At 68.1% G+C, this 16,867-nt stretch carries 15 protein-coding genes; 5 read left to right on the top strand and 10 right to left on the bottom strand.

Annotation, left to right across the window (positions count from 1 at the left end; all coding sequences use genetic code 11):
* Positions 1 to 8: 8 nt before the first annotated feature.
* The 4 genes from GVY64_RS18030 to sucC all read right to left on the bottom strand — a co-directional run bounded on the left by GVY64_RS18030 (position 9) and on the right by sucC (position 5,245).
* Positions 9 to 1,541, bottom strand: coding sequence for a cell division protein PerM (locus tag GVY64_RS18030; RefSeq protein ID WP_159842884.1), 1,533 nt, complete (start codon positions 1,539 to 1,541; stop codon positions 9 to 11).
* Positions 1,542 to 1,632: 91 nt separating this feature from the next.
* Positions 1,633 to 2,697 carry a DUF5336 domain-containing protein gene (locus GVY64_RS18025; RefSeq protein WP_159842882.1) on the bottom strand — a complete coding sequence of 355 codons (1,065 nt, stop codon included), beginning with the start codon at positions 2,695 to 2,697 and terminating at the stop codon, positions 1,633 to 1,635.
* A 441-nt stretch (positions 2,698 to 3,138) separates the two neighbouring features.
* Positions 3,139 to 4,053 (bottom strand): succinate--CoA ligase subunit alpha, encoded by a 915-nt coding sequence (sucD, locus tag GVY64_RS18020; RefSeq protein ID WP_159842880.1) that lies wholly within the window; start codon positions 4,051 to 4,053, stop codon positions 3,139 to 3,141.
* 25 nt (positions 4,054 to 4,078) lie between these two features.
* Positions 4,079 to 5,245 carry an ADP-forming succinate--CoA ligase subunit beta gene (sucC, locus tag GVY64_RS18015; protein ID WP_159842878.1) on the bottom strand — a complete coding sequence of 389 codons (1,167 nt, stop codon included), beginning with the start codon at positions 5,243 to 5,245 and terminating at the stop codon, positions 4,079 to 4,081.
* A 538-nt stretch (positions 5,246 to 5,783) separates the two neighbouring features.
* Between sucC and GVY64_RS18010 the strand changes: the two genes are divergently transcribed.
* From GVY64_RS18010 to GVY64_RS18000, 3 genes are all read left to right on the top strand, one after another.
* Positions 5,784 to 7,040, top strand: coding sequence for a M23 family metallopeptidase (locus tag GVY64_RS18010; RefSeq protein ID WP_159842876.1), 1,257 nt, complete (start codon positions 5,784 to 5,786; stop codon positions 7,038 to 7,040).
* An 18-nt stretch (positions 7,041 to 7,058) separates the two neighbouring features.
* Positions 7,059 to 7,283, top strand: coding sequence for a DUF1731 domain-containing protein (locus GVY64_RS37875; protein ID WP_236566940.1), 225 nt, complete (start codon positions 7,059 to 7,061; stop codon positions 7,281 to 7,283).
* 304 nt (positions 7,284 to 7,587) lie between these two features.
* Positions 7,588 to 7,782 (top strand): hypothetical protein, encoded by a 195-nt coding sequence (locus tag GVY64_RS18000; RefSeq protein ID WP_159842873.1) that lies wholly within the window; start codon positions 7,588 to 7,590, stop codon positions 7,780 to 7,782.
* A 182-nt stretch (positions 7,783 to 7,964) separates the two neighbouring features.
* Here GVY64_RS18000 and GVY64_RS17995 read toward each other — a convergent pair whose 3' ends face one another.
* Positions 7,965 to 9,209 (bottom strand): helix-turn-helix domain-containing protein, encoded by a 1,245-nt coding sequence (locus GVY64_RS17995; RefSeq protein ID WP_159842871.1) that lies wholly within the window; start codon positions 9,207 to 9,209, stop codon positions 7,965 to 7,967.
* A 216-nt stretch (positions 9,210 to 9,425) separates the two neighbouring features.
* Between GVY64_RS17995 and GVY64_RS17990 the strand changes: the two genes are divergently transcribed.
* Entirely contained in the window at positions 9,426 to 9,740 is a 315-nt protein-coding gene (locus tag GVY64_RS17990; RefSeq protein ID WP_159842869.1) for a hypothetical protein, read from the top strand.
* Between the two features lie 46 nt (positions 9,741 to 9,786).
* Here GVY64_RS17990 and GVY64_RS17985 read toward each other — a convergent pair whose 3' ends face one another.
* From GVY64_RS17985 to pcrA, 3 genes are read right to left on the bottom strand one after another with little or no spacing between them, the layout of a single operon-like run.
* Positions 9,787 to 9,954, bottom strand: coding sequence for a hypothetical protein (locus GVY64_RS17985; protein WP_159842867.1), 168 nt, complete (start codon positions 9,952 to 9,954; stop codon positions 9,787 to 9,789).
* Between the two features lie 28 nt (positions 9,955 to 9,982).
* Positions 9,983 to 10,408: a hypothetical protein gene (locus GVY64_RS17980; RefSeq protein ID WP_201298058.1), complete on the bottom strand. Its 426-nt coding sequence runs from the start codon at positions 10,406 to 10,408 to the stop codon at positions 9,983 to 9,985.
* A gap of 57 nt (positions 10,409 to 10,465) precedes the next feature.
* Complete coding sequence (gene pcrA / locus GVY64_RS17975) at positions 10,466 to 13,051, bottom strand: DNA helicase PcrA (RefSeq protein ID WP_159842865.1); 2,586 nt, start codon at positions 13,049 to 13,051, stop codon at positions 10,466 to 10,468.
* A gap of 383 nt (positions 13,052 to 13,434) precedes the next feature.
* Here pcrA and GVY64_RS17970 point away from each other — a divergent pair, with 383 nt between their 5' ends.
* A complete protein-coding gene (locus tag GVY64_RS17970) occupies positions 13,435 to 13,728 on the top strand; it encodes a chorismate mutase (RefSeq protein ID WP_159843126.1) in 294 nt (97 codons plus the stop codon).
* A 161-nt stretch (positions 13,729 to 13,889) separates the two neighbouring features.
* Here GVY64_RS17970 and GVY64_RS17965 read toward each other — a convergent pair whose 3' ends face one another.
* Entirely contained in the window at positions 13,890 to 15,086 is a 1,197-nt protein-coding gene (locus GVY64_RS17965; protein WP_159842863.1) for a hypothetical protein, read from the bottom strand.
* Positions 15,087 to 15,398: 312 nt separating this feature from the next.
* Positions 15,399 to 16,856 carry an NAD-dependent succinate-semialdehyde dehydrogenase gene (locus GVY64_RS17960; RefSeq protein ID WP_159842861.1) on the bottom strand — a complete coding sequence of 486 codons (1,458 nt, stop codon included), beginning with the start codon at positions 16,854 to 16,856 and terminating at the stop codon, positions 15,399 to 15,401.
* Positions 16,857 to 16,867: the final 11 nt, after the last annotated feature.

Below are 16,867 nucleotides of genomic sequence, written 5' to 3'. Positions count from 1 at the left end.
GTTAGAGCCTAACGACCGTCCACCCGGTCACTGTCCGGCAGGTCCGCCTCGACCACCTCGGCGTCCACGATGTCGGCCCCGGCGTGGTCGTGGTACCGGACGCGGGTCTCGATCGCGGGCGGCTCGTCGACGAGTTCGGCGTCCAGCGGGCCCTCCAGCTCCGGCTGGTCGTAGTCGTAAAGGTCGTCGTCGTGGTCGTCGTCGTGGTGGTCGTCGTCGTAGTAGTACTCGTCGTCCTCGTAGTAGTCGCGGTCGTCGTCGTAGTAGTCGTCGTCCGCGTCCTCCGCGTCGGAGTAGTCGTCGTACGGATCGGCGTAGTCGCCCGGCGGGACGCCGACCGGCACGAGGAACCAGCGCGCGAAAGCCAGCCCCGCGTAGCCGGGAATCGCCAGCCAGGCAAACGCGACGAGGGTGAAGATCGGCAGGTCCAGGCCGACCCGGCCGACCTCGCCGAGTTCGCCGCCCGCGACCATCCCGGCCACCGTCAGCGCCAGCGCGGCGAGCGCGGCGGAGGTGAGCGTGGCCCACGGTGCGGTGATCCGGTCGGTGGAGGTGCGCGCGAGGTCGAGCCCGCCGAGCACGCCGACTGCCGCGGGGATGAGCAGCAATACCGGCCACCATCCCGCGGCGGGACCGGTCGGCACCGCGGCGAGCAACGGAAACGCCGGGATCGGGCCGCCGACCACCGAGAACACCCCGAAGGACGCCGCGCCGATCTGCGCGCTGGAACCGACCAGCACGCCGACGGTCTGGACGACCAAGTTCGGCAGGTAGGCCAGCGAAAGCAGGGTCAACCCCACGATACCACCGAAATCGCCCGCCGGTCGGTACATCTCGCCGAGGCGTGGAATGTGCGCGAGGAACGAGATCACCGCCACCGCCGTCGCGCACACCAGCAGCCGCACCGCGGAGCGGCCGGCGCCGTAGAGGCCGGAGAGCGCCCAGTCGGGCAGGCGCAGCAGTGCGAACAGCCGCTGCCGCAGGCGGACCGCGATACCGATGGCGGCGGCCAGGAGATACAGCGCCGCCACCCACGCGAACGCGGCGAGGGTGTTCGGCGGTTGCAGCGCGACGACCCCGGAGGCGTCTTCGGTGACCGCGAGGCAGACGGAGGTGACCAGCAGCGGACCGCCCACCGCGGCGCCCACGATCCACCCGAGATCAGCTCGGGTGCATTCGGGTTCGACGGCGCGTGCGGATTCCCGCGCGGCCAGCCAGACCAGCAGGGCGGTCGGCAACAGTGGAAGCAGCCCGAGCGAGGTCTTGCCGATCACCAACGGCACCTGATGCACGGCCAACCAGGACGCGGCGACCGCGCCGGACGCGCCGTCCAGATCGCTGCCCGCCGCCAGCAGCGTGCCGAGCACGAGCACGACGAGCGTGGTCAGCCCGAAGGCGGACGGGCGGCCCGCGACGGCGATGAGCACCCTGGAGCGCTCCGGGGTGAGCGACAGAAACCCGGCTTCCTCCGCGTCGGGGTCCGACTGCGACGCGCGCGACCCGCCGATCCGGCGGGTCGAGGAGTTTCTGGAGGAGCTCATGGCATTTCAGCGTGGCATCCTCCCCGGCGTGAGCGGGTCAGGCGCGCCGCGGGCACGCGACTGCCGCCCCGGGGAGGACGCCGCTGAATTCCTACTTGTTGTTGTCTTCCGAGGGGCGGAACGCCTGGGTGGCGTCCGACGAGGGGTCACCGCTCTGCTCGCCGCCGAACGGCTTGTTCTGCTGGCTCGGCTGGGCCTGCTGCTGACCGTAGCCCGGCGAACCATAGGGCGACTGCTGGCCGGACTGCTGCTGGCCGCCGAAGTGCTGGGTCACGCTCTCGTCCGGACGCGGCTGAGCGCCGTACGGCGAACCCGGCTGCTGGGACGCGCCGTAAGCCGTGGTCGGCTGGCTCTGGCCGTACGGGGACTGCTGCTGGCCGTAGGACTGGCCCGGCTGCGCCTGACCGTAGCCGGGCTGGCTCTGCCCGTAGGGCGACGGCTGCCCCGCCTGGGACGGGAACTGCGGCGGCGCGGCCTGGGCACCGTAGCCGGACTGGCCGTACGGGCTCGCACCGTAACCGGGCTGCCCTTGGCCGTAGGACTGCTGCTGGCCCGGTCCGTACGACGGCTGCTGCTGGCCGTAGCCACCCTGGCCGAAACCGCTCGGCGCGGTGGCCGGGCGCGGCGCGGGCGCCTTGAGGATGCCCGTCTCGAACAGCGTCGCGGCGATCGCCACGGCGGCCTGCACGAAGGCCAGCACGAGCAGGACGAACGCTCCCGCCTTCAGCTCGCTGCCCTCGCCGAAGTTGAACGACTGGAACAGCAGCGCGATGAAACCGGCGGTCGAAGCCGCGGCGGCCGCGCCGATCCAGTTCTGCTTCGGCAGCAACGACAGTCCGGCGAGCAGACCGCCGAGCAGCAGTATGCCGAGCAGCGGCGTACCGGAGGCCACCTCGAAGAGGTTGGCCGTCTCCTGCGCGCTGACCCGGCGGCCACCGATATCGACTGGCTTGCTGCCGAGGAACGGCAGGAAGCCGAGCAGGAAGTTGATCACGCCGAGCGCCGCTACGCCGACCACCAGGAAGAACGGCAGACCCTTGGCATCGGAACCGGTAGCGCTCGAACCTGAGGTGGCACCACCCGTGGCCGGGCTCTGGCTGGATGGTGCTGAGGGCGAGGGTGCGTTGTACCCGGAGCCCCCGGTCGGGTAGGACATGTCGTCGTCTCCTAAATCGAGTCGTACATGGTCTTCACGGCTGGATTACTTCTGACGCTACTGCACTCCCTCGCCCAGGTCATCCCGCCGCGACGGCCGGGACGAGCGGATTCACCCATATCCCGGCAGGTCGCGGCAGGCGTCCGGCGCGGAGTCCGCAACGAGACCACCTACCGCTCTCAGAAACTGTTGCCCGCGATGGCACTTTTCACACCAGGCGGATTCTCAATGGCGGGGAATTCCCGGTGACGAGTCGATGAACCATCCGCCCGGCTCTCTCGTGTAATGAACGAAGGGGAGCACGGAACCCCTGGCAGATCGACAATTCCGCGCGTGGTCGGTCCGGACGCTCGGCTGCTGCCCAAGCCTGAGCCCACCGCCACACATGACGAAGGCCGCCCCCCGAATTCGGAGGCGGCCTTCGTGCGCACAGCAGAGTGATCAGGCGCTGATGCTGGCCTTCTCGAGGATCTCGCGAGCCAGCGCGGCGGTCTCGGACGGCGTCTTGCCGACCTTCACGCCCGCGGCCTCCAGCGCGTCCTTCTTCGCCTGGGCGGTGCCCGACGAACCGGACACGATGGCGCCCGCGTGGCCCATCGTCTTGCCCTCGGGGGCGGTGAAGCCCGCCACGTAGCCGACGACCGGCTTGGTGACGTTGGCCTTGATGTAGGCCGCGGCCCGCTCCTCGGCGTCGCCGCCGATCTCGCCGATCATCACGATCAGCTTGGTCTCCGGGTCCTTCTCGAACGCCTCGATGGCGTCGATGTGGGTGGTGCCGATGACCGGGTCCCCGCCGATGCCGATGGAGGTCGAGAAGCCGAAGTCGCGCAGCTCGTACATCATCTGGTAGGTCAGCGTGCCGGACTTGGAGACCAGGCCGATCGGGCCCTTGCCGGTGATGTTGGCCGGGGTGATACCGACCAGCGACTCGCCCGGGGTGATGATGCCGGGGCAGTTCGGGCCGATGATCCGGGTCTTGTTGCCCTTCTCCACGTTGTAGGCCCACGCGTACGCGGTGTCCTGCACCGGGATGCCCTCGGTGATGACCACCAGCAGCGGGATCTCCGCGTCGATGGCCTCGATGATGGCGTCCTTGGCGAACTTCGGCGGCACGAACGCGATGGACACGTCGGCGCCGGTCTCCTTGATGGCCTCGGCGACGGTGCCGAACACCGGCAGCTCGACCGCGTTGCCTTCGGAGTCGGTGTGCGCGACGGTGGTGCCCGCCTTGCGCGCGTTCACACCGCCCACGATCCGGGTGCCCGCCTTCAGCATCAGCGCGGTGTGCTTGGTGCCCTCGCCGCCGGTGATGCCCTGGACGATGACCTTGGAGTCCTTGTTCAGGAAGATAGACATTCTTTTCGTCCTTACTCGGCCGTCGTTATCGGGCGGCTGCCAGTTCGGCGGCCTTGTCGGCGCCTTCGTCCATTGTCTGCGCCAGCGTCACCAGCGGGTGCGCGGCGTCGGCCAGAATCTTGCGGCCCTCGTCGACGCGGTTGCCGTCCAGGCGGACGACCAGCGGCTTGTTGGCCTCGTCCCCGAGGATCTCCAGCGCCTTCACGATGCCGTTGGCGACCGCGTCACACGCGGTGATGCCGCCGAACACGTTCACGAACACGCTCTTGACCTGGCTGTCGTTCAGGATGACGTCCAGACCGGCGGCCATCACCTCGGCCGAGGCGCCGCCACCGATGTCCAGGAAGTTGGCCGGCTTCACGCCGCCGTGGCCCTCGCCCGCGTAGGCGACGACGTCCAGGGTGGACATGACCAGACCGGCGCCGTTGCCGATGATGCCGACCTCGCCGTCGAGCTTGACGTAGTTGAGGTCGTTCTCCTTGGCCTTGAGCTCCAGCGGGTCGGTCGCGTCCTTGTCCGCGAACGCCTCGTGCTCCGGGTGCCGGAATCCGGCGTTCTCGTCGAGGGTGACCTTGCCGTCCAGGGCGAGGATCTCGTCCTGCGGGGTGCGCACCAGCGGGTTGACCTCCACCAGGGTGGCGTCCTCGGCGACGAACACCTCCCACAGCTTCTGGATGGTCACGGCGGCGGCGTCCAGCACGTCGGCGGGCAGGTGGCCCTGCTCGGCGATCGAGCGCGCGAACGCCAGATCGACGCCCTTGACCGCGTCGACCGGGACCTTCGCCAGCCGCTCCGGCTTGGTCGCGGCGACCTCTTCGATCTCCATGCCGCCCTCGACCGAGCACATGGCCAGGTAGGTGCGGTTGGCCCGGTCCAGCAGGAAGGAGATGTAGTACTCCTCCGCGATGTCCTTGGCCTCGGCGACAAGGATCTTCTTGGTGATGTGGCCCTTGATGTCCAGGCCGATGATGTTCTGCGCGTGCGTGAGCGCGTCGTCCGGGGTGGCGGCGTACTTGACGCCACCGGCCTTACCGCGGCCACCGGCCTTCACCTGGGCCTTGATCATCACCGGCTTGCCGATTTCCGCCGCGATGGCGCGGGCGTCCTCGGCCGTGTCCGTGACGCGGCCCTCGGACGAAGGCACTCCGTGCTTAACGAAGAGCTCCTTCGCCTGATATTCGAAGAGATCCATGTACTCACCGTCTCGTCTGCGTTGCGATGACAACGTCTTTGTTGGCGGCCCGACGTCGGAAGCGGGTCGGGTCGGACTCTAACCAGTCACATGGAGGGCCAATCGGCCACGTTCATCCTAAGTGGCGCAGGTCACCCGGCTGCGCTCGGACCGGCAAAACCGCTGGCCAACGCTACTGGCGAGTAGGTTGCTGGCACCGCGCCAGGTAGAGCGGGCGAACCCGGGAGCGGGCCCCGATCTACTACGAATTGTCGTTGGACAACCTCTCCGGGGTGCCCATACAACAGTGAGTTATTCCGCGGGCTAAGCATGATCAATCTCACATGTTTGTTACGGACCAGGCGCACCGCTTGTCGCCGCTCAATCATTTCGTTACCGTCAATGCGGTCGATGTCACAACACGGTCACGACTAGGAGGACGGCAAGCTTTGACGCAGCACAGCGCTCCGCAGATGGAGAGCCGCTCCGCATTCGACCGATCGACGCCGCTGGTCAGGCGGCTTCCGAGATCCACCAGCTTCACGATGTGGCACCGCCGATGAACCACAGCTCGACCTTCGCTCTCACTGATCGCTCACGGACGGGACATCGTTACCGCCCCGACGACGAGCCCTTCGCTCCGAGCGGACACGCCGAACCCTCGTTCGACCAGCACCACGCCGGGTACGAAGCCGCGCCGCACGCGCAGTACGACTACTTCCAGGCCACCGGCGCCGGCTACGGCTACGACGCCGAACAGCCCGTCCACGACGCGGGCTACGAGCAGCCGGCCTATCAGGGCGAGGCATCCGACGAGTCCTGGGCCGCGAACAACGCGTGGGCGCAACAGAATTGGGCGCAGCAGGAGACCTGGTCCGACGGCGGCGCCTGGAATGCCGGCGAAGCGTGGGCCGAACAGGAGGCCTGGGCGCCCGACGAGCAGTCCTGGGTGTCCGACACCGGCTGCTGGGCCCCCGAGGAGTCCTGGGCGACCGAGACCGCCGAGCCCGAGGCTCACGAGGAGCCGCGCACCCCCGCTCTCCCGACCGTCATCCCCGGGCGCCGTGCCGCGAACAAACGTGGCGGCGCGCATCGGGTCGCGGCGCCGCCCGCCGCGCTGAAGGGGCGCGCGGCAGTCGCCGCTGTCGCCGCGGGTGCGGTCGTCGCGGCCGGGCAGGCCGCGTTCGCCTCGCCCGAGCAGCCGTCGCAGGCGGTGGACTACGAAGCCGCGGGCCAGATCCACGAGATCGCCGCGCAGTCGATGAACGTGGCCGATCCGACGGCGGCGCCGGACTCCCCCCAGGTGCTGAACGTCTCCTCGCCCGCGCACCTCGATCAGTTCAACGACATGCTGCAGAAGGGCCAGAAGTACGCCGACGATCTCGCCGCCCAGGAGGCTGCGAAGCTTCGCCCGCTCTTCCACAAGTTCTTCGCCGCGGGCACCTTCACCTCGGGATTCGGCGCCCGCTGGGGCGTGCAGCATCTCGGCATCGACATCGCGGGCCCGATCGGCACCCCGATCTACGCCGTCGCCGACGGCACCGTGATCGAGGCCGGTCCCGCCTCGGGCTTCGGCATGTGGGTCCGCCTGTTGCACGACGACGGCACCGTCACCATCTACGGCCACATCGACACCGCCACGGTGTCCCAGGGCCAGCGCGTGCTCGCCGGTGACCAGATCGCCACGATCGGCAACCGCGGATTTTCCACCGGCCCGCACTGCCACTTCGAGGTCTGGCTGAACGGCAGCGACAAGGTCGACCCGCTGCCCTGGCTGGCCACCCGCGGCATCAGCCTCGGCCCGCAGCGCGACTGAACGGCGACACGTCCGCACGTGGCTGACGTGCGTCCATCGTCGGCCGATCGGGTTACGGCGGGCCTGGCCTCGAGCTGGGGTGGACGCGCGTGCTCCCCCTACTGGCCCTCGGCGCCATCCTCCTCCGATTCGGCCCTCGGCCTCACCGGCCGCCACGCCACCTCGGAGGTATTGCCGGAGGCGGGCTTCACCTTCCGCCATCCCACCCTCGACAAGGCGTTGGGGGACCTGCTGCCCCACTAACCCGAAGTTCCAGGTGCGGAGAAGAGCCTGCCACGCGGAGCATGATCGGGTCATGACAGTTTCGCAGCCCCCTTTGGAACCGATGCGGCCCGTAGAGCAGTTGCGGCGCCCGAAGGAAGCCAGGTCCCGAAGACGCATACTCAGTTGGCCGTTCGCGTGGGGACTCGCGCTCGGTCTCAGTGCGGGCGCGCTCGTGACAGTCGTGGCGGCCGTCAGCCTATTCATGCATCACACTGACACGGTCCGCATATATCCGACATGGGGCGGCACGTATGCCGCCGCCGTAAAGCGGACACACAGCCGGATGGACATCGACGCGTACGAGGTATGGCTCGGACCGCTGTTCGAAAGCGGGGTGTCACGCGGTCACGTCATCACGATCCCGCTCGGCTGGAGTACCGAGCCACGGATCGACTGGAACCGGGACATGGTTGTCCTGCGTTTCGACCCGGGTGGGGAGATCCGCGTTCCCACCGCGATGGTGCTGGATACTCGCTAGCGGCCTAACGCGTCGCTGAGATCTGCCGACTTCATGCCATCGAACCCGTCGAGGGTTGCCCGATGCTGATCAAACTGAATCCGATCTACACATCGGCGGGCATGCCATTCTGCCGACGAAAAATCTGGCGCGACATTTTGCACCTTCGCGTATCTGACGTGGCCCACTGGGCGGACACCACTTCACAGGGAGGGGATGTCGGTGGCGGCAGTGTCCTCGAAAAGTTCGGGGGCGGCGCGGCGAATCTTGCTTAGCGCAGCGGTAGTACGCGCGGAGTTGACGGAGCGCAGCGCAGGTAAGGCAGCCCGCCACATGTTGAGGGCGTCAGTGTGCTTGCCGAGTCTCCAGCGCAATAGGCCGGTTTCGGCGGCGCTGAGGGCCCACACACGGGCATGGGTCTGGGGATTCCAGATACTTGTGCCCAGTTCGTAATAGCGTTCGGTGTTGGCGAGGTCACCCAGAGCAAGGAAGGTCTTCGCCGCCTGGTCCACGACCGTGCCCTTGTTCGGGCACCACATCGACACCCAGCGGGGTTGTTCGGTGTGCAGATCCGGAGTCAGGTGTGGTTCGGCGGTTCGCAGGGCCGCCAGTGCCCCCGCATGGTCGCCGGTTTCGGCATGACAGCGAGCCACGACGACAGTGAGCAACGCCGTGGTATCCGATCCGAGTTTGCCTCGGCCGCGCGCCACGGCTGCTTCAGCGAGGACAGGACTGAATTTCGGTTGGCCGATGTCTGCTCCCTGCATGGCGAGAATGCGCAGCACCCAAGCGTCTTGGCCGGGCGACTGGCTTTCCTCCGCAAGCCGCAGCGCCGCGAGGAAGTACCGCTGGGCGATGCCGTCCTCCCCGGCATCGTGCGCTTTGAAACCCGCCAGGTAGGCCAGTTCTGCCGCAGAGCTGAACGCGGCGGAGCGGACTGTCGAATCGGCGAAGCGCGACCGAAGCAGTGAGGCCACATCCGTGCTCAGGAACTCGGCGACGGCGGTCCGGCCGATACCGCCACCCTTGACCTCGTCCAGACCGAGGAACGCGTCTGTGATCCTCTGCACAGCACGCACTTCCGGCATGCCGACACGCGCCGATTCATCGACTCGGGCCAACCGGGCCATATCCGACTGCGACACCAGCGCTGTCGCGGAAAGCGCGGCGCTGTAGACGGACGTGCGCAGGAACGAGCGGCGATCGACATCGGCTCGGCCCAACATACTGACCAGTGTGACAGGGTCGCAGGTCACTTCACCGCATGCGCGAGCATAGGCCGCGACCACGTCGGGCGAGGCGGCGCGCGCCCCCATCTCGACATGGCCCAAGTAGCTGCGCGAAAACGGGATGCGCGCCGCTAGCTCGGCGAGTGAGAGTCCCGCCGCCTGCCTCGCGGCTCGCAGACGTTCCCCGATGTCAGGAGGAAACCCCCCGTCCGTCCCCATGCGTGCATGGTAGGCGGATCAGTAGACGCGTTGTAGCCGTTTTCCCAGTCCAGCGTGCATATTTCCGCGCGACGCTTGCAGCCGCACCCACCCGGCGGGCGCGTCCCTCCCGCCCGGAGCGGACGCATCGCAAGCCGTGAGCGGCTCGCGGTGACCCTCACCCCGCTGGGTGGCGTGCAGCCAAACGACAAGCGAGCACAGCAGGGGTGAAACGCGATGGGGTTCGACTGGTGGCGAGACGGCGAGCAAGACGACATGTCGGCGCAAGCGATCATCGATCGAGTGGCGGCCGAGTGGCGTGCCGCACGGGAACGCGAACGCAGTCTCGCCGAGCAACCCGTCGCCGGAATGTGGCCTACCGGGTGGCCGCACGAAGCTCCCGAAATTCCATTGAGCGTTACCGAAGCGCACCTGACCATGCAGCGGCACAGGGCATGCCGAACCGATCAGTGCCCACGCAAGTCGGCGGCCCGGCAGACGCTCATCGACGCCGGGCGGATGAAGCCGGACACTTCGCGTGAGCCACGCTGAACGGCTGGGAGCGGCAGCGGCAGGTGACCGCCGACGGGATGAGTACTCAGCCCGACCGGGCGACCGCCGACGCGATCTTGTGATCGACGATCGGGGTTGTCGCGCCGGACACTCCGAGCGCACCGAGCAGGACTCCGCCGCCGTGCGGCACGAACGGCTCGCCCGAGGACACCGCCCCAAGCAGCAGGTGACCCGGGTCGTTGAGCGGGGCCATCTGAATGGTGTCGAAACCGAGTGGGCGCTTAGGGTGCCGCGGCGATCGCGAGGCCGACCAACGCGACGACCTTGGCGACCTCCAGGCCGATGTACCAGTAGTGCGCGTGCGAGCGCGGCAGGTCCTCGCCCGCCAGGACGCGGTCGGACCGGCGGGTCAGCGGTGGGCGCACCACCACGATCTGAACGGCGAGCACCACCGCGGCGACGCCCAACCACACCCAGGTCGCCGTGCCGGGGCCGACGATCAGTGCCGCGAGTATCAGCAGCGCGGCGAGCACGGCCTCGGCGATGTTCAGCGCGCGGAACACCAAGCGGCCGATGCCGAGACCCAGCGGCAGCGTGACCCCGGGGGCGCGGAACTTCAATGGCGCCTCCAGGAACGAGATTGCCAGCACCATGCCGAGCCAGAGCATGGGCAGGAACCACAGGAGATGCTGGGCGATCGTATCCACGTCGCGGACCCTACCGGCGCGAGGCGAACGCGGGCAGGGTCCAAAGGCCCGCACGGGTCAGAGCTTGACCAAGGTCCGGCTGTACTGCGGGATCAATCGGATCTTGCCCGCGGTGCCGAAATCGATGGTCACCGTGGCCAGGGGGCCGAAGCCCTCCGCGGCGATCACGCGGCCGAGACCGTACTTGTCGTCGCTGACCCGATCGCCCACCGCGAGCACGAGGTTCGTGTTGTTGCGGGTCGCGCCGCCGGGAGCCGGCCTGCGCGGCCCGCGGTCCCGCAGGCCGGGCCGCGGCTCCGACCATCCGTCGCCGCGCGTCCAGTCCCGCTCCAACCCGTCGTCGTCCCCGCCACGCCGCCGGATGCCGCGCGTCCCGGGCGAGCCGGCGGGCTCGAGCCGGCGCCAATCGATGAGATGCCCCGGAATTTCCTGCAAAAATCGCGATTCCGGGTTCGACACCGGCTGGCCCCAGCCGGAACGCACCACCGCACGCGTCAGATACAGACGCTGCCGCGCCCTGGTGATGCCGACGTAGGCGAGGCGGCGTTCCTCGGCCAGCTCGGTCGGATCGCCGAGCGCCCGCATGTGCGGGAACTGCCCGTCCTCCCAGCCCGTCACGAACACCACGGGGAATTCCAGGCCCTTGGCGGTGTGCAACGTCATCATCGTGACCACGCCGGAGCCCTCGTCCGGAATCTGATCGGTATCCGCGACCAGCGAGACTCGCTCCAGGAACGCGGCGAGCGAACCGGGCTCCGGCTCTCCTTCGCCGACCTCGGGCAGCAGCCCCTCCTGCCGGGCCGCTTCCGCGTTGTTGTGCGCCTCGGAGCTGAACTCCCGCGCGACGCTGACCAACTCGTTGAGGTTGTCCAGCCGCGCGCCGTCCTGCGGGTCGTCGGACGCTTCCAGTTCGGCGCGATAACCGGTGCGCTCGAGCACCGCCTCCACGACGTTGCCCACGTCGGGGAAGTCGGAGTCGTCTCGCTCACCCGCCGCCCGGATGTCGTCGAGCAGATCGAGGAAGCCCGCGATGGCTCGCTGCGCGCGCGTGTTCAGCAGCGCCACCTTGCCTTCGGCGGCGTCGCGCAGCGCGGCGGCGAAACCGATCCCGCGCTGCTCGGCATGGACCGCCACACAGGCTTCGGCACGGTCGCCGATGCCGCGGCGCGGCGTGTTCAGGATGCGGCGCATGCTCACCGCGTCCTCCGGGTTCTCCAGCACCCGCAGGTAGGCGACGATGTCGCGCACTTCTTTGCGCTCGTAGAAGCGGACACCGCCGACCACCTTGTAGGGCAGGCCCATCCGGATGAAGATCTCTTCCAGCGCGCGGGAGTTGTTGTTGGTGCGATAGAACACCGCGACGTCGCCGTAGTTGGCCTCGCCCAGGTCGACCAGCCGGTCGATCTCGCGGGCGACGAACGACGCCTCGTCGTGCTCGTTGTCGGCGACGTAGCCGGTGATCAGATCGCCCTCGCCGGAATCGGTCCACAGCTTCTTGTCGCGCCGGTTCTCGTTGCGCGAGATCACCGCGTTGGCGGCGGAGAGAATGTGCTGGGTGGAGCGGTAGTTCTGCTCCAGCAGGATGGTTTCGGCGTCGGGGAAGTCGCGCTCGAACTCCTCGATATTGCGGATGGTCGCGCCGCGGAAGGCGTAGATGGACTGGTCGGCGTCGCCCACCACGCACAGTTCGCTCGGCGAGACCCGGTCCTCGGCCCCCTCTTCCACGTGGTGGCCGACCAGCTCGCGAACCAGGACGTACTGCGCGTGGTTGGTGTCCTGGTACTCGTCCACCAGCACGTGCCGGAACCGGCGGCGGTAGTACTCGGCGACCTGCGGGTGGTTCTGCAGCAGCGCCACCGTCTCGCCGATGAGGTCGTCGAAGTCGAGCGCGTTCGCCGAGCGCAGCCTGCGCTGATACTCGGTGTAGACCTTTGCCACCAGGCCGGGCAGCTCCGTGTCGTCCGATTCCGCGTCCGCGGTGGCCCGGGCCGGATCGATGAGTTCGTTCTTCAGGTTCGAGATCGCGGTCGCGAGCAGGCGTGCCGAGTACTTCTTGGTGTCGATGTCCAGGTCGCGGCTGATCATGGTGAGCAGGCGCCGCGAATCGTCCGCGTCGTAGATCGAGAAGTTGGAGTTCAGCCCGGGCAGCAGCGCGGCCTGGGTGCGCAGGATGCGCACGCAACTGGAGTGGAAGGTGGACACCCACATGCTGTTCGCGCGCGGACCCACCAGCCCGGTCACCCGCTCTCGCATCTCCGCGGCGGCTTTGTTGGTGAACGTGATGGCGAGCACCTGGCCCGGGGTGACGCCGCGTGCGGCCAGCAGATAGGCGATGCGGCGGGTGAGCACGGCCGTCTTGCCCGAGCCCGCGCCCGCCACGATGAGCAGCGGAGACCCCGTGTGCACGACCGCCGCGCGCTGCTGCGGATTCAGGCCGTCGAGCAGCCGTTCGGCCTCCTCGGCCCGACGCTGCGCACGCTCGGCGCGCTGCCGCTCGCGCTCGACGTCCGTCGGCGGCGCCTCCGGAATGGCGGCAGGCTGCGACCCCTCCGCTGCGTTACCGCCGGCGAACTGCGGTTTCGATGTCGGATCCGGGTGCACGACCCGACCGGCCTGCGTCTTGGGAGCCACCGTGATGTCCATCGCCCATCCACGCTACCGGCGGCCACCGACAGAGATGAAGCCCCGGGTGACATCGGTATCGGTTCGGCGCCGGCGGACTGAACGGCGGATGAACTCCCCCTGGTGGGAAGCACCGGCGAAACGACCTGCGTTTCTCGCGCGATTCCCAAACGTATACGTTTTGCATACCCCCCAGCCCGTGGCACACTGGCGACATGCTCAGCGTTTTCGCAAGACATCCGATTCGGCTGCCAGCCGGACGCCGGGATCGCGGAGCCTGTACCTGAGCGCACCTTCTGGGGGGACAATCAAGGCCCCACCAGGTCTGTTTCACGGTGAAAGAACTGGTCGGTAACGAGCCGCGAGCACGCGCCGATCGATGTTCTGACACGAGGAGATGAATGATGAGCACCCCTGCCACGACGACCGGATCCGAATCCGCGCTGCCGCAGACCGAGGCCGAGATCGACAAGCTCCGCAAGGAGATCGACCGCCTCGACGCGGAGATCCTGGCCGCGATCAAGCGTCGGACGGAAGTCTCCCGGATCATCGGCCGGACGCGCATGGCGTCAGGCGGGCCGCGCCTGGTGCACAGTCGCGAGATGAAGGTGCTGGAGCGTTTCAGCGAGCTCGGCCAGGAAGGCCACACTCTCGCCATGCTGCTGCTTCGCCTCGGCCGCGGCCGGCTCGGCCACTGAACTGAGAGCCACGCGGCGCGCTCGCGAGACCGTCGCTTCCGAATAGGCCGCCCCGGGTGTAATTCACCCCGGGGCGGTCACTTCATGTCCGCCCAGGCCGCCGACCACCCGGGGCGGAAGGTTTCCAGACCGTCGGCTCGGTGGATGGTGCCCCACCGACGCTATCCGGGATCCACGGCCGGTCCATCACCCGCGGCGGAATCGTTCAGTACCCGCAGGTCGGCCCTCAGCTCGGCTTCGAGCGGTTCGGCATACGAGCGCATAACGGGATGCACATGGCGAAGATGCTCCAGGTCTTGACTCGTCCGTTCGATCGCGGCCGCTCGTTCCGCGGGGCTGCCCTCCGCCGCGATCGTGCGATTGTCCAGCACACGCCAATCTATTCCGGATCGGTCCAACGCCTCTCGCACGGCTGCATCGGGTGGCTGGTGCAACCCGATGAAATCTATGTCTGCGGTCGTCAGATCGAACATCTGGGCTTCGATGAAATGGTTGGCGCGAAAATCCGCTCCGAGATAGTCGCGGCCGATCGGAGCGAGGTTGTGCACTCCGGCGCCATAGGAGTATTCCGACGGGTTGTCTATGGGGGAGGGTATCGCCAGCTCCCGCTCCACCATCGAGTCACCGAACGTGATGGTCGTTCGTGACCGGACCTCCGGCTTCAAATAGATCTGATTGTCGCCGTAGTTCAGCTCCGACAACGCATCTATCATGCCGTCTTGTGATGGGCGCACTCCATCCACGGCGACGTAGCCGTAGACGGGTGGGTTGTCGTGGACGTCCGGGCCGAACCACTCGGCTTCGGCATGGGCGCGATCGCCCACGGGATTGCGGATGCCCCTGATTCGCCCTTCCTCGAGGATCGCCAGGAGTTTGTCGTCGCGGACACGAATAGCCAGCGGTTTCCCGTCGAGCGCGTCCTTCAGCTCTCGCCGCATCTGCTCACGTAACTCGGCGCTGTCCCGGCCGAGGGAAGCCGCTGTTTCGTCGATTCTCCTATCGATGATGGCGCATTGCTCGAGCCGGGAAAGCCCTCGGTCGGCAATGAAGTCGGCCAATTGCTCGTCGGTCGGTCCACTTTCGCCGAAATGTCGATGCAATTCGGCTTCGAGTTTTTGTCTGGCCCGATCCAGCGACGCTCGGTCCGGCGGCGGGGGGCACAGATCCCGCCCGGGACCGGCATCGCCGCCTGCCGCACGTCGGATCGCGAGCTCACCGTCGGCGTCGCCGTGCGTGTGCGCATCGATGACTTGGCGGGAAGCGTGGGCCGCGCCCGTTTTCATGCCCGCGACGCCCTCGGCTTCCCTCTTGGTCAGCCGTTTCAAAGCGTCCACGACCTGCAATGCGGCTCTGACCACGCCGTTGCTCAATCGAGCATCACCAGCACCTGCGCCCTCTCGCAATCAGCCCACTCGGCGGAACCAAGGCCGAGGCTAGTGTCGATGATGCATCAAGTCGCCCCCCGAAAGTACGGGGCACAGACGGTTGGGTTCAGAGCAGACCCGCCCAGAGCATGCTGAACCCCACCTGGGCGGTCCGGTCGGCACCGGACCGATCGACGCCGATCTCGGGTCGGCCGAACTCCACGCGCGAACTCCGCCGACAGGCACGATTCGACCCTCAGGTGCGCGACCGATCGCCTACGGTAGCGCGGAGCCCGCGGCACTCTCTCACGTGAGCGCGATGTACTTCGTCGACAGGTACTCCTCGATCCCCTCCGTGCCGCCCTCCCGGCCGAAGCCGGACTCCTTGACGCCGCCGAAGGGGGCGGCGGGGTCGGAGATGACGCCGCGGTTGACGCCGACCATGCCGGATTCCAGGCCCTCGGCGATCCGCAGGGCGCGGTCGAGGTCGCGGGTGTAGACGTAGCTGACCAGTCCGAATTCGGTGTCGTTGGCGGCGGCGAGCCCTTGCTCCTCGGTGTCGAAGCCGACGATCGGGGCGACCGGGCCGAACACCTCCTCGCGCAGAATCCTGGCCTGCGGCGGGACATCGCTCAGGACCGTCGCCGGGTAGAACCAGCCCGGGCCTCCGGGCGCCTTGCCGCCGATCAGCACCCGTGCGCCCTTCGCCACGGCGTCGTCGACCAACTCACCGACCGTACGCAGCTGCTCCTCGTTGATCAGCGGGCCCAGCGTGGTGTCCGGATCGGCGCCCGGCCCGAGCCGCACGCTGTTCTCCATCGCCTCGACCAACTTGGTGGTGAACTCCTCGAGCACGCTGTTGTGCACGTGGAAACGGTTGGCAGCGGTGCACGCCTCCCCGCCGTTGCGCAGTTTGGCCAGCATCGCGCCCTGCACGGCGGCGTCGACGTCGGCGTCGCCGAACACCACGAACGGCGCGTTGCCGCCGAGTTCCATCGAGGTGCGCAGCAATCGGTTCGCGGATTTCTCCACCAGTTTCTTGCCCACCTCGGTGGAGCCGGTGAAAGTGAGCTTGCGCAGCCGGGAATCATCGAGCAGCGGTTGGGTCACCGCGCCGGAGTGGCTGGAGGTGAGCACCGACAGCACCCCGTCGGGCAATCCCGCCTCACTGCACAGCCGGGCCAGCAGCAGCATGGTCAGCGGCGTCGCCGAAGCGGGCTTGACGATCATCGTGCAGCCCGCGGCCAGCGCCGGGCCGATCTTGCGCGTGCCCATGGCGAGCGGGAAGTTCCACGGCGTGATCGCCAGACACGGGCCGACCGGCTGCTTGTGCACCATGATCCGGCCGGTGCCCGAGGGCGCGTGCAGGTAGCGCCCGTGCACCCGGGCGGCCTCCTCGCTGAACCAGCGGAAGAACTCCGCGCCGTAGCGCACCTCGTTACGGCTCTCCGGCAGCGCTTTGCCCATCTCCAGGGTCATCAGCAGGGCGAACTCCTCCGCGCGGGCGGTGATCCGCTCGAACACCGCGCGCAGGATCTCGCCGCGCTCCCTGGCGGGCGTGGCCGCCCAGGAGTCCTGCGCCGCGACGGCCGCGTCGAGCGCGCGCAGCGCGTCTTCGGGCGTCGCGTCCGCGACATTCGTCAGCACTTCGCCGGTCGCGGGATTGTGCACCGGGAAGGTACCCGCCCCGGTGGCGTCGACCGGCCGCCCGTCGATCCACAACTGCGTCGGCACGGATTCGAGAAGTTCACGTTCGGACACCATGACGCCAGCCT

It is taken from the genome of Nocardia sp. CY41 (assembly GCF_009829325.1).
Lineage (GTDB): Bacteria > Actinomycetota > Actinomycetes > Mycobacteriales > Mycobacteriaceae > Nocardia.
The sequence above is the reverse complement of the archived record's forward strand: the minus strand, read 5'-3'. Positions and strand labels throughout refer to the sequence as shown.